Genomic DNA, 12844 nt, shown 5'->3' on the forward strand with positions numbered 1-12844 from the left:
GCACTCCTTGAAATGTCTGACGCCATGCTACTCCTAGTTTTTCTCAAAAGGCTTGTCGAAGGTGATCTTCGGATCGGCCCACGGGCCCTGGATGCTGTATTGCACGCTGGCGAAGCGCGACACCTGATCACCGATCAACTTGTTGAGCAAGAACATTGCTCCGCCTGCCGCCGGCCCGCCCACCAACAGCGCCGCAAGGGGCAGATTGTTGGTCACAGGCAGCGTGACCAGCAACTTGGCGTTGACCTGGTCGGTGATCATATTCAACGTGCCGCTGAGTTCAAGGTTAGTCGACGGCCCGGTCATCAGGACCGGTCTGGAGGTGCTGTAAACGCCATTTGTGGCATTCAGCACACCTTTGACCCGGTCATAGCTCAGGCCCTTGCCAAACAGATCCGAGAAGTCCAGACGCAAGCGGCGGCCGATGGCATTGAAGTTCAGCAGGCCAAAGATACGCAGCACCTGAGCGCTGCCATCGACCTCGACAAACTGACCTTTGTTCAGCGAGGCATCCAGAGTGCCCGAGAAGCGCTTGAGGCCGATCCAGGCCGGAGAGCCGGGCCAGCGCCCATCGACGTCGACATGGAAATTGTTACTGGTCACACTCGGCGCAAAGCCCCAGTTCTTCAGGACATCGGCCAGGTTGCGTCCGCCGATACGGCCTTTGTACCAACTGTTGCTGGCACCGGCTCCCCCTTCCCAACCGCCCGAGCCTTCGAGCAGCAAGCCCTTGAGCCCCAGGTTCAGATTGTTGAGGCTGATGCCGCGGTTGTTCGGCCGCACATTCAGCGACCAGGCACCCAACAAGTCAGACCCCTGATAAAGCTGGCGAATGATGATGTCCAGCGCCGGTATTTTGCGTGGATCAACCGAAGCCAGCGGGTCCGGAGCATTGTCGTCAGTCACCGCCTTGGGATCAGGCGCCGGCAGGCGAATGGTCTGCATAGTGATCACGATCGGGGCATTTTTGGCATCGGGCAAGGTCACTGCGCCGGTGGCCTGTTTGCTATTGATCTGTAAGCCCCAGGACGCCGCGCTGCGCTTCATTTGCAGACTGACCTGATCCAGTTGCGTACCAAACGCGTTCAGCTTGCCGACTTTGAAATCCGCACTGCTGAGCATCTGCTTGGCGCTGCCTCCGGGGTCCTTGCCCGCATAACGCTCGACCAGTGCCTGCCAGGGAGCAACATCCAGTTCCGACAGCACGCCGCGAATACGCAACCCTTTACCGGGTGGCAACACGGGATCGCCAGCCCCCAGAAACAACTCGCCACGACCGTCTTCGAATTTGCCGTCAGGCGCAGCGAAGGTCAGGTTTGCCAGATCACCGTAGTCAAACCAGTAACGGCGCTCGGCGCCCTGCAAGGTCATGCGAAATACGCTGTTGCGGGTCTGGTTGGCGGCCAGACCGAAGGGTGCAGGCAGGTCAACCACCGCCCCCTTGAGGCTGGAGCTGACCCGCAACTGGCTGTCCGCACCATCCAGGGTGAGTTGCAGTTGATAAGGCAAATCCCCGGAGACCGGAATCGGCTGATAGAACTTGAGCCAGTCGGTGAGTTTCTTGACCCCGACCTGACCACTGGCAACAACCCGGGTACTCAGCCTGCCAGGTTTGCCATCGGCGAATATCTGCGCGGTGACCGGACGATCAAAAGCCCTGGCACTGATACCTTTACCGCTCAAACCTTTGGCGCTGTCAAAACGGAAGTCGCCCTTGAGCTGGGTCAATTCAAGTTCGGGATTGCTCAGTTTCAAACGCGCCTTGTCGGTTTTGAAGTCCACCAGAATTTTCGGTTCGACACCTTTCTCCAGCGGGATATCAAGGTTGACCCGGCCTTTGAGCGAGCCTTCGCCTTGCCAGCCGGCAAAGGTTTCAGCCGTGCCTATCGGCGCCTCCTGGAGGATTTTCAAACCGTCGCCCAGGCCACCGTCGAAGTCACCGTCCAGGTACAGATGGCTGACCTTGCCAGTCGGCACGTGGGGAATACTGACCGCGACATTACGCACCTGGGTGTCGAGCAACTGGCCCTTGCTGGCCATGATGCGTACGCCGCTGTCTTCGATGAATACATCACCCGACACATTGCGCACATGGGGCCAGCCGGGCTGGAAATCCAGCTCGGCGCCATGAACCTTGAAGAACAGGCTGATGTTGCGCGCGGCGGCCACCGCATCGTGACTGAGCGAGCCCTGATACTGGAAGAAACCTTCGTCAACCGAGCCCTTGATGATGGCCGTACTCAGCCATTCGGTGAGCGCCGGGCTCAATACCTCAGGCAGGTATTTTGGAGTGAAGCGCCCATCACCATCGGTCAGGCCGACCCGCAGGTCCATATAGTCTTCTTCAGAGTGATCCATATGAATACGGATCAGGAAGTCAGCGGCAATCTTGCCTTCTTCCCCCAGCACTTTGATGGCAGGTGCTATCAGGGTGAAGCTGTTTTCATCCAGCTTCCACGTGAGCAAGGCGTTGGCCTGCAGGTATTGCCAGGGCTTGGCAAAAATCGGCTCCAGGTGCAGCGAGAAATCTTTGCTGTCCAGTCGCAGCTCGCCCTTGCCCAGGTCGCCGCTGATCAATCCGCTGACATTCCGTGCCGCCGGCGCACCGTGGGTGGCGTTGAAGCCCACTTGCTGCAAGTTGGCTGCGAAACTGAGCTTTTGCTCGTCGGTCGCAGCGGGCCGGTAGTCGACCAGCACATTACGTAATGTGCCCGTCACTTTCAGCTGGTCGATGACTTCAGCGGCGGCCTCTGGCACCGGCGCGAGGGAATCCATCAACGGGGTGATCGGGGTCAGGTCCAGATGATCGGCCTGTAGATGCCAGCGCTCCAGTTCTTTATCAGTGGCTGCGAACTGTTGCAGTTGCATGCGGGTTTCCCAGCGGCTCTTGCCCACATTCATCGCCAGCGAGTCCAGCACCACCTTGTAGCCCTGATCTGCGCGCTGAATCCAGGCACGCATTGCCAGGTCCTCAATCGCCTCAGGCTTGCGCTCTGCATAAGCACCGCGCATGGATGGCGCGTTCAAGCGCGCAACGGCACTTTGCACCGAGCCCTTGCTCCAGTTAAACCAGAATTCGCCACCGGCTTTTAGCTCAGACACTTTCCAGGGATTGATCAGGCTGGCTGGCAGCCATTTGGCCCAATCACTTTGTGGCAGGCTCAGATAAGCCTGGGCTGCACCGTCACGCCAGTGACCGGCCTGGATTTGAGTTTTGAGACTCATCGCCACAGGCTGGCCGTCAGGCAGGGTGAAGCGGGTATCGAGACGCTGATCAGAGGCGCCCGCATCAAGGGTAAGCCCCACATAAGTCAGGGTCAGCGGGGCGTGCTTCCAGGGTTCCAGAGTTACCTGGCTATCGAGCAGGGACACCCGGGCAACCTGCTGCAGTTGATTGAGCAATTGCTCCGGGTCCAGCGGCTGATCGTCCTGGAGCGCAAAACCTTCAAGCGCCCAATGACCGGCCTGGTCCTGACGCAAGCTCAGTTGCAGGCCATCGAGTTGCACATGGGCGAGGCGAATGTCGCGGTTCAGCAGGCTGGCCCAGACATCGGGAACCACCTGTACCTGATCCAGACGCAGGGCACTGTTGCCCTCGCCGACCATGACATCGTGGGCCAGCAGCACCGGCCCCATGCCATCCCAGCGCCCTTCAAGGCTGCCAATGGTCAAGGGCACGCCCAAGGCTTCACGGGCTTTGTTCTGGACTTCCAGGCGATATTCGGCGATCAGCGGCGTGAGCTCGCGGCCCAGGCTGACGTACAAAGCCGTGAGTACCAAAATCAGGGCACAGGCCCCTAATCCCCAGCGGGTCAACGCGGCAAAAAAGCGTGTCAGACGCTCCATGTCAGGCGGCCCCTTCAATGATGATCAAAGGGGCAGGAGTTAGCCCCTTTTTAATGCGGCATGCAGGATACTTCAGAGCAGCACCACGTCGTATTGTTCCTGGGAATACATGGTTTCGACCTGAAAACGGATCGTACGCCCGATAAATCCTTCCAGCTCCGCGACGTTGCCCGATTCTTCATCCAGCAAGCGGTCGACAACTTTCTGGTTAGCCAATACACGATAGCCAACAGCCTGATAAGCACGAGCTTCGCGCAGAATTTCACGGAAAATTTCGTAGCAGATAGTTTCTGCGGTTTTCAGCTTGCCGCGCCCCTGACAGCACACGCAGGGCTCGCACAGTACCTGCTCAAGGCTTTCGCGGGTGCGCTTGCGGGTCATCTGCACCAGACCCAGCTCGGTAATGCCGATGATGTTGGTCTTGGCGTGATCACGCTCGAGTTGTTTTTCGAGGGTGCGCAATACCTGACGCTGGTGCTCTTCATCTTCCATGTCGATGAAGTCGATAATGATGATACCGCCCAGGTTGCGCAGGCGCAGTTGCCGGGCAATGGCGGTGGCAGCTTCCAGATTGGTCTTGAAGATGGTTTCTTCGAGATTGCGGTGCCCCACAAACGCACCCGTGTTGACGTCGATGGTGGTCATCGCTTCTGCCGGGTCAACCACCAGATAACCGCCGGACTTGAGCGGTACCTTGCGATCCAGTGCTTTCTGGATCTCGTCTTCGACGCCATACAAATCAAAAATCGGACGCTCGCCCGGGTAGTGCTCCAGGCGATCGGCAATTTCCGGCATCAGTTCGGCAACAAACTGCGTGGTCCGTTGAAAGGTCTCGCGGGAATCAATGCGGATTTTTTCAATCTTGGGGCTGACCAGGTCACGCAGTGTGCGCAACGCCAGGCCCAGGTCTTCATAGATCACGGTCGGGGCACCGACGGTTTTGATCTGTGCTCCGATCTGGTCCCACAGCCGCCGCAAATAACGAATATCCATCAGGATTTCATCTGCCCCGGCACCCTCGGCCGCCGTGCGCAGGATAAAACCACCGGCTTCCTTGATCCCCTCTTTGGCCACGCAATCGCTGACCACCTGTTTAAGGCGCTCACGCTCGGCTTCGTCTTCGATTTTCAACGAAATACCGACATGGGCCGTGCGCGGCATGTACACCAGATAGCGTGAAGGGATGGATAACTGAGTGGTCAGACGCGCGCCCTTGGAGGCAATCGGGTCTTTGGTGACTTGCACCACCAGGCTCTGGCCTTCATGCACCAGGGCGCTGATGCTTTCAACGGCCTGGCCTTCGCGCAGGGAAATTTCAGAAGCGTGAATAAAAGCAGCACGATCCAGACCGATATCGACAAAGGCAGCCTGCATGCCGGGCAAAACCCTGACCACCTTGCCTTTATAAATATTGCCAACAATGCCCCGGCGCTGGGTACGCTCGACATGCACCTCTTGCAGAACACCGTTCTCTACCACCGCCACGCGCGATTCCATCGGCGTGATGTTGATCAGGATCTCTTCACTCATGGCTGGGTCTCGTTCAGGCGTCATCACATTAGTGCCACGTCTCGTAGGTGCACAATTCAGTGCACGTTAAGGTTTTGCCAACAGGGTATGCCGAAATGCCCCAGCAGTTCTGCGGTTTCGCACACAGGCAACCCCACTACGCCCGAATAACTGCCATTGAGGCCTGAAACAAAGACTGCGGCCAACCCCTGGATGGCGTAACCGCCTGCTTTATCCTGAGGTTCACCGCTGGCCCAATACAGTCTGGCTTCTTGTTTGCTGATGTTTCGAAAGCTGACCCGGCTGCGTATCACGCGGGTTTCGCAGCGCTCGGCATCCATAATCGCAATGGCCGTCAGCACTTCATGCTCGCGGCCGGATAGCGCCATGAGCATAGCCATGGCATCGACCTCATCGACCGGCTTGCCGAGTATCTGGCCATCAAGTACCACAGCAGTGTCGGCGCCCAACACACAAAAAGTGCTACTGAGTATGGATTTGAGCAGCCGATCGCATCCCGCCCTGGCCTTTTCGTGCGCCAGGCGCTCGACATAGGCCGCAGGGGACTCATTCGCAAGAGGGGTTTCATCAATGGCAGCACTGATGGTGTTGAACGGCACGCCGATTTGAGTCAGTAACTCACGTCGACGTGGCGAACCGGAAGCCAGATAAAGCGAAAGCATCGTGACATCTCCCTGTCAAAGTGCACAAACCAGGAAATGGCTCGCGCTCCTGTTAATTGATTTTGAAGCGTCGGCGCAACCCGCGAAGCCCGTAACTGACCCATGGCCAGAGCAGTGCGCTGACCAACGCAGGCAGAATCAGGGCCAGGGTCGGCTGACGGTTGCCGGTCAAAGCACTTAGCCATAACTGGGCCAGTTGGGCCAGACCGAAAATAACCAGGATCACCAGACTCTGCTGCCACATGGGGAACATCCGCAGACGCTGCTGCAGCGACAGTACGAGGAAGGTGATGAGGGTCAAAATCAGCGCGTTCTGCCCCAGCAACGTGCCGTACAGCACATCTTCGGCCAACCCCAGGCACCAGGCCGTGACCATGCCCACTTTATGCGGCATGTAGAGGGTCCAGAAAGCCAGCAGCAACGCCAGCCAGAGCGGGCGCAGGATTTCCATGAACTGCGGCATCGGTGAAATGCTGAGTAACAGGCCGATGGCGAACGTTAGCCAGATGATCCAGCCATTATTCGAACGAGTACTCGCCATTATTGCCTCTCCCGAGTCGTGGCCGGCGCAGCTGCTGGCGGGGTGGCCGCGGCGGGGGTTGGCGCTGGAACAGGTTTTTTCACGGCTTTGACCGCAGGCGCAACCGGGGTAGCAACCGGAGCAGGCGCTGGCGCTGGCGCAGGTACAACCACAGGCGCTGCCGGTTTGGGCACGGTTGCCGGAATGATCGGCGGCGCCTCACCGTTTTGCTCGGCCTCCTGGGCCTTGGCGGCATCGTTGGCCCGCTCTTCGGGGGTGCGACTGTCGCTAAATACCAGCAGCAAATAGCGGCTGCGGTTCAGGGCGGCGGTCGGAACGGCACGCACAATGGCGAACGGCTGACCCGAGTCGTGAATCACTTCTTTGACGGTTGCCACGGGATAGCCGGCCGGGAAACGCTGCCCCAGGCCCGAGCTGACCAGCAAATCGCCCACTTTGATATCCGCAGTATCGGCCACATGGCGCAATTCCAGACGCTCGGGATTGCCCGTACCGCTGGCGATGGCACGCAAACCGTTACGGTTCACCTGCACCGGAATACTGTGGGTGGTATCGGTCAGCAGCAAAACCCGCGAGGTGTAGGGCATCAACTCGACCACTTGCCCCATCAGGCCGCGAGCATCGAGTACCGGCTGGCCCAGCACGACGCCGTCGCGCTCACCCTTGTTGATGATGATGCGATGGGTAAAGGGGTTCGGGTCCATGCCGATCAACTCGGCCACCTCAACCTTCTCGTTAACCAGCGCAGAAGAGTTCAACAACTCGCGCAGGCGGACGTTCTGCTCGGTCAGGGCGGCCAGCTTTTGCATGCGCCCCTGAAGCAGAAGGTTTTCGGTCTTGAGTTTCTCGTTATCCGCGACCAGTTCGGTACGACTGCCGAACTGACTGGCCACACCCTGCCACAAGCGCTGCGGCAAATCGGTGATCCAGTAGGACTGCATCAGCACCAGCGACATCTGACTGCGCACGGGTTTGAGCAATGTGAAGCGGGCATCCACTACCATTAGCGCGACCGATAGCACGACCAGCACCAACAAGCGCACGCCCAATGAGGGGCCTTTGGCGAAGAGCGGTTTAATAAGCCGCTCCTCCCAGGCAAGTGTTCAATTTATTCATACGGCTTCAAAACGGCCTGGATGAAGATTGACAGAAGATAAACGCCAAAAGGCAGCACTGCAAAGTGCTACCTTCTGGTGATAACCATGGGACTGCACCACGCGATCTTATTCGCTGGAAAGCAAGTCCATCGTGTGTTTATCCATCATTTCCAACGCACGGCCACCACCACGTGCAACGCAGGTCAGCGGGTCTTCGGCAACGATTACCGGCAGACCGGTTTCCTGGGCCAGCAACTTGTCGAGGTCACGCAGCAAGGCGCCACCACCGGTCAGTACCAGACCGCGCTCGGCGATGTCCGAAGCCAGCTCTGGCGGGGACTGTTCCAGTGCACTTTTCACGGCCTGAACGATGGTTGCCAGCGACTCTTGCAGAGCCTCGAGCACTTCGTTGGAGTTCAGGGTGAAGGCACGCGGTACACCTTCCGCCAGGTTACGGCCACGCACGTCTACTTCACGCACTTCACCGCCCGGGAAAGCCGTACCGATTTCGGTCTTGATGCGCTCGGCCGTCGATTCACCGATCAGGCTGCCGTAGTTACGGCGCACATAAGTGATGATCGCTTCGTCGAAGCGGTCGCCGCCAACCCGTACGGATTCGGCGTAAACCACACCGTTCAGGGAGATCAGCGCGATTTCAGTGGTACCACCACCGATATCGACAACCATCGAGCCGCGTGCTTCCTCAACCGGCAAGCCGGCACCGATAGCAGCTGCCATCGGCTCTTCGATCAGGAACACTTCACGGGCACCGGCACCGAGTGCCGATTCGCGGATGGCGCGACGCTCTACCTGAGTCGATTTGCAAGGTACGCAAATCAGAACCCGGGGGCTTGGCTGCAGAAAGCTGTTTTCGTGCACCTTGTTGATAAAGTACTGCAGCATTTTTTCGCAAACGCTGAAGTCGGCAATAACGCCATCTTTCATCGGACGAATGGCTGCAATATTACCCGGTGTACGGCCCAGCATGCGCTTGGCCTCGGTGCCGACAGCAACGACACTTTTCTGGTTACCGTGCGTCCGAATAGCCACAACCGATGGCTCATTCAGGACAATACCGCGCTCACGCACGTAAATCAGGGTGTTGGCAGTGCCCAGGTCGATGGAAAGATCGCTGGAAAACATGCCACGCAGTTTCTTGAACATGGGAAAGGGACCCTAGGCAACGCGTGGGTAAAAAAGTGCGGCAAACTCTAACAACGACAGGGATTTTGGGCAAGGCGCCAATATGTTAAATTGGCAGCTTTTCAGAGCACCAACCCCCACAATCGCGGCCATATGACCGTAGAAATGCGGTAGTGTTCCGACAATCTAACACACGGATAGCATCCGTCCTGTTTTCCACTGGAGAATCCCATGGCGCTTGAACGCTCCGACGTGGAAAAAATCGCTCATTTGGCCCGTCTGGGTCTCAATGATGCTGATATCCCACGCACCACCGAAGCCCTGAATAGCATTCTGGGGCTGATTGATCAGATGCAGGCTGTCGACACCACCGGTATCGAGCCTCTGGCACACCCCCTGGAAGCCAGCCAGCGCCTGCGCGCAGACGTCGTGACTGAAAGCAATCATCGCGAGGCTTACCAGTCCATCGCACCAGCGGTCGAAAATGGCCTTTATCTGGTTCCGAAAGTCATCGAGTAAAGGGAAAGAGCCTGCATGCATCAATTGACTCTGGCCGAGATCGCCCGCGGACTCGCCGATAAAAAGTTTTCTTCCGAAGAGCTGACCAAGACCTTGCTGGCGCGTATCGCCCAGCTCGATCCTCAGCTCAACAGCTTCATCACCCTCACCGAAGACCTCGCCCTCGAGCAGGCCAAGGCCGCTGACGCACGTCGCGCCAACGGTGAAACCGGCGCACTGCTGGGTGCACCGATCGGTCACAAGGACCTGTTCTGCACCCTGGGCGTACGCACCAGCTGCGGCTCGAAGATGCTCGACAACTTCAAGGCCCCGTATGACGCCACCGTGGTCGCCAAACTGGCCGCTGCAGGCGCGGTGAGCCTGGGCAAGACCAACATGGACGAATTCGCCATGGGGTCGGCCAACGAGTCGAGCTACTACGGCGCGGTGAAAAACCCGTGGAATCTGGAGCACGTGCCAGGGGGTTCGTCGGGAGGTTCGGCTGCGGCCGTTGCCGCTCGTCTGCTGCCTGCTGCAACGGGCACAGATACCGGCGGTTCGATCCGCCAGCCGGCCGCCCTGACCAACCTCACCGGCCTGAAACCTACCTACGGACGGGTTTCGCGCTGGGGCATGATCGCCTACGCCTCCAGTCTCGACCAGGGCGGCCCGCTGGCCCGCACTGCCGAAGACTGCGCCATCCTGTTGCAGGGCATGGCCGGTTTTGATCCGCAGGACTCCACCAGCATCGACGAACCCGTGCCGGACTACAGCGCCAGCCTCAACGGTTCGCTGCAGGGCCTGCGCATCGGCGTGCCGAAAGAGTATTTCAGCGAAGGCCTGGACCCGCGTATCGCGCAGCTGATCCACACCAGCATCAAAGAGCTCGAAAAACTGGGTGCCGTGATCAAGCACATCAGCCTGCCCAACATGCAGCACGCCATTCCTGCGTACTACGTGATCGCCCCTGCCGAGGCCTCTTCCAACCTGTCGCGTTTTGACGGCGTGCGCTTCGGCCACCGCTGCGAAGACCCGAAAGACCTCACCGACCTGTACAAGCGTTCACGCGCCGAAGGCTTTGGCCCGGAAGTACAGCGCCGGATCCTGGTAGGTGCCTACGCCCTGTCGGCTGGCTACTACGACGCTTACTACCTGCAAGCGCAGAAAATCCGTCGCCTGATCAAAAACGACTTCATGACTGCATTCAATGAAGTCGACATCATCCTCGGCCCGACCACACCTAACCCGGCCTGGAAAATCGGCGCTAAAAACAGCGACCCGGTTTCTGCCTACCTGGAAGACGTGTACACCATCACCGCCAACCTCGCGGGCCTGCCGGGCCTGTCGATGCCGGCCGGTTTTGTCGATGGCCTGCCAGTCGGCGTGCAGCTGCTTGCGCCCTACTTCCAGGAAGGTCGCTTGCTCAACGTCGCGCACCAGTACCAGTTGAATACCGACTGGCATCTGCGCTCACCTGCCGGCTTCTGAGGAGAAACACATGCAATGGGAAGTTGTGATCGGGCTGGAAATTCATTCTCAGCTCGCCACCCAATCGAAGATTTTCTCCGGTAGCGCCACCACCTTTGGTGCCGAACCGAACACCCAGGCCAGCCTGGTTGATCTGGGCATGCCTGGCGTATTGCCGGTGCTGAACCAGGAAGCCGTGCGCATGGCCGTCATGTTTGGCCTGGCGGTTGATGCCGAAATCGTTCAGCACAACGTGTTTGCCCGCAAAAACTACTTCTACCCCGACCTGCCCAAGGGCTACCAGATCAGCCAGATGGAGTTGCCGATCGTCGGCATGGGCCATCTGGACATCACTCTGGAAGACGGCACCGTCAAACGTGTCGGCATCACCCGCGCGCACCTGGAAGAAGACGCGGGCAAAAGCCTGCACGAAGACTTCAGCGGCTCCACCGGCATCGACCTGAACCGTGCCGGTACGCCCCTGCTCGAAATCGTTTCCGAGCCGGACATGCGTAGCGCCAAGGAAGCCGTAGCCTACGTCAAGGCGATGCACGCCCTGGTGCGCTACCTGGGCATCTGCGACGGCAACATGGCCGAAGGTTCGCTGCGTTGCGACTGCAACGTGTCGATTCGCCCGGTTGGCCAGGCTGAGTTCGGTACCCGCTGCGAGATCAAAAACGTCAACTCGTTCCGCTTTATCGAAAAAGCCATCAACAGCGAAGTACGACGTCAGATCGAGCTGATCGAAGACGGCGGCAAGGTGATTCAGCAAACGCGCCTGTATGACCCGAACAAGGACGAAACCCGCGCCATGCGCAGCAAGGAGGAAGCCAACGACTACCGTTACTTCCCCGATCCGGACCTGCTGCCGGTGGTCATCGAAGATTCGTTCATCGAAGACGTGCGCGCCACCCTGCCGGAACTGCCACCGCAAAAGCGCGAGCGCTTCCAGTCGCAGTTCGGCCTTTCCGCTTATGACGCCAGCGTTCTGGCTTCGAGCCGTGAACAGGCCGACTACTTCGAGAAAGTGGTAAACATCGCCGGCGACGCCAAACTGGCGGCCAACTGGGTCATGGTTGAACTGGGCAGCCTGCTCAACAAGCAAAGCCTGGATATCGACCAGTCGCCGGTCAGCGCCGAGCAACTGGGTGGCATGTTGCTGCGCATCACCGACAACACCATCTCCGGAAAAATCGCCAAGGTGGTGTTCGAAGCCATGGCCAATGGTGAAGGCAGCGCCGACGAAGTGATCGACAAGCGCGGTCTCAAGCAAGTGACCGACAGCGGCGCGATCGAGAAGGTGCTGGACGACGTGCTGGCGGCCAACGCAGAACAGGTCGAACAATACCGCGCGGCCGATGAAGCCAAACGCGGCAAGATGTTCGGCTTTTTCGTGGGCCAGGCGATGAAAGCTTCCAAAGGCAAAGCCAACCCGCAACAGGTCAACGAACTGCTCAAAAGCAAGCTCGAAGGCTAAGCAACAATCCTGCGGGAGATGTGTTGACCCCGGATCTCCCGCGGGAGCTGGCTTGCCAGCGATTCAGGCAAAGCGACTGGTCCATTGAACGGAGACGATGTCATTGCTGGCAAGCCAGCCCCCCACAGGATTTGGGTAACCCCACACACCCCGCAATAAAAGGATTCCCCCATGAAGCGGCTACTCGGCGCCTGCGCCCTGCTCAGCTTGCTCGCCGGCTGTGCCAGCCATGACATAGACCCCCGCGGCTATGACAAAACCGGCATTGCCTCCTATTACGGCGCCCGCCATCACGGCAAACTGACCGCCAGCGGCGAGCCCTTCAACCAGCATGGTCTCACCGCCGCCCACCCCGGCCTGCGATTCGGCACCCGGGTACTGGTCACCAACCTTGGCAACAACAAGTCTGTCATCGTGCGCATCAATGATCGCGGACCCCATACCCGGGGCCGGCTGATCGATCTTTCACGCCAGGCGGCAAAACAGTTGGGTATGCTGAGCAGCGGTATAGCCAAAGTCAGGGTTCAAGGCTTGAGCGATTAATTGAGGAGTGCCGGACATTTTAGGGTTGAACGCATTATCA

10 protein-coding genes are annotated in these 12844 nt (G+C 58.8%); 4 read left to right on the forward strand and 6 right to left on the reverse strand.

Annotated features, from left to right (window positions below; all coding sequences use genetic code 11):
• Window positions 1-33 precede the first annotated feature (33 nt).
• The 6 genes from FEZ21_RS21965 to mreB form a co-directional block, all read right to left on the reverse strand.
• Entirely contained in the window at window positions 34-3846 is a 3813-nt protein-coding gene (locus FEZ21_RS21965; RefSeq protein ID WP_127196064.1) for a YhdP family protein, read from the reverse strand.
• A 72-nt stretch (window positions 3847-3918) separates the two neighbouring features.
• Window positions 3919-5376: a ribonuclease G gene (gene rng / locus FEZ21_RS21970; RefSeq protein ID WP_060781831.1), complete on the reverse strand. Its 1458-nt coding sequence runs from the start codon at window positions 5374-5376 to the stop codon at window positions 3919-3921.
• Between the two features lie 56 nt (window positions 5377-5432).
• Complete coding sequence (locus tag FEZ21_RS21975) at window positions 5433-6038, reverse strand: nucleoside triphosphate pyrophosphatase (RefSeq protein ID WP_003439861.1); 606 nt, start codon at window positions 6036-6038, stop codon at window positions 5433-5435.
• Window positions 6039-6090: 52 nt separating this feature from the next.
• Window positions 6091-6579 carry a rod shape-determining protein MreD gene (mreD, locus tag FEZ21_RS21980; RefSeq protein WP_003439859.1) on the reverse strand — a complete coding sequence of 163 codons (489 nt, stop codon included), beginning with the start codon at window positions 6577-6579 and terminating at the stop codon, window positions 6091-6093.
• Window positions 6579-7658: a rod shape-determining protein MreC gene (mreC, locus tag FEZ21_RS21985; RefSeq protein WP_081481299.1), complete on the reverse strand. Its 1080-nt coding sequence runs from the start codon at window positions 7656-7658 to the stop codon at window positions 6579-6581. Before mreC ends, mreD begins: the two co-directional genes overlap by 1 nt.
• A 144-nt stretch (window positions 7659-7802) precedes the next feature.
• The gene (gene mreB / locus FEZ21_RS21990) at window positions 7803-8840 is read right to left on the reverse strand and encodes a rod shape-determining protein MreB (RefSeq protein WP_003439856.1); all 1038 of its coding nucleotides are present in this window, start codon (window positions 8838-8840) and stop codon (window positions 7803-7805) included.
• A gap of 210 nt (window positions 8841-9050) precedes the next feature.
• Between mreB and gatC the strand changes: the two genes are divergently transcribed.
• From gatC to FEZ21_RS22010, 4 genes are all read left to right on the forward strand, one after another.
• On the forward strand, window positions 9051-9338 hold the full coding sequence (gene gatC / locus FEZ21_RS21995) for an Asp-tRNA(Asn)/Glu-tRNA(Gln) amidotransferase subunit GatC (protein WP_003439854.1): 288 nt from the start codon (window positions 9051-9053) through the stop codon (window positions 9336-9338).
• 15 nt (window positions 9339-9353) lie between these two features.
• Window positions 9354-10805: an Asp-tRNA(Asn)/Glu-tRNA(Gln) amidotransferase subunit GatA gene (gatA, locus tag FEZ21_RS22000; protein WP_003439853.1), complete on the forward strand. Its 1452-nt coding sequence runs from the start codon at window positions 9354-9356 to the stop codon at window positions 10803-10805.
• 10 nt (window positions 10806-10815) lie between these two features.
• Window positions 10816-12261, forward strand: a complete 1446-nt coding sequence (gene gatB / locus FEZ21_RS22005; RefSeq protein ID WP_003439852.1) for an Asp-tRNA(Asn)/Glu-tRNA(Gln) amidotransferase subunit GatB — start codon at window positions 10816-10818, stop codon at window positions 12259-12261.
• A gap of 171 nt (window positions 12262-12432) precedes the next feature.
• Entirely contained in the window at window positions 12433-12804 is a 372-nt protein-coding gene (locus FEZ21_RS22010) for a septal ring lytic transglycosylase RlpA family protein (RefSeq protein ID WP_160628399.1), read from the forward strand.
• The last annotated feature ends 40 nt before the right edge of the window (window positions 12805-12844 follow it).

This window comes from Pseudomonas sp. 9.1(2019) (genome assembly GCF_009910445.1).
In the GTDB taxonomy this organism is placed as follows: domain Bacteria; phylum Pseudomonadota; class Gammaproteobacteria; order Pseudomonadales; family Pseudomonadaceae; genus Aquipseudomonas; species Aquipseudomonas paraversuta.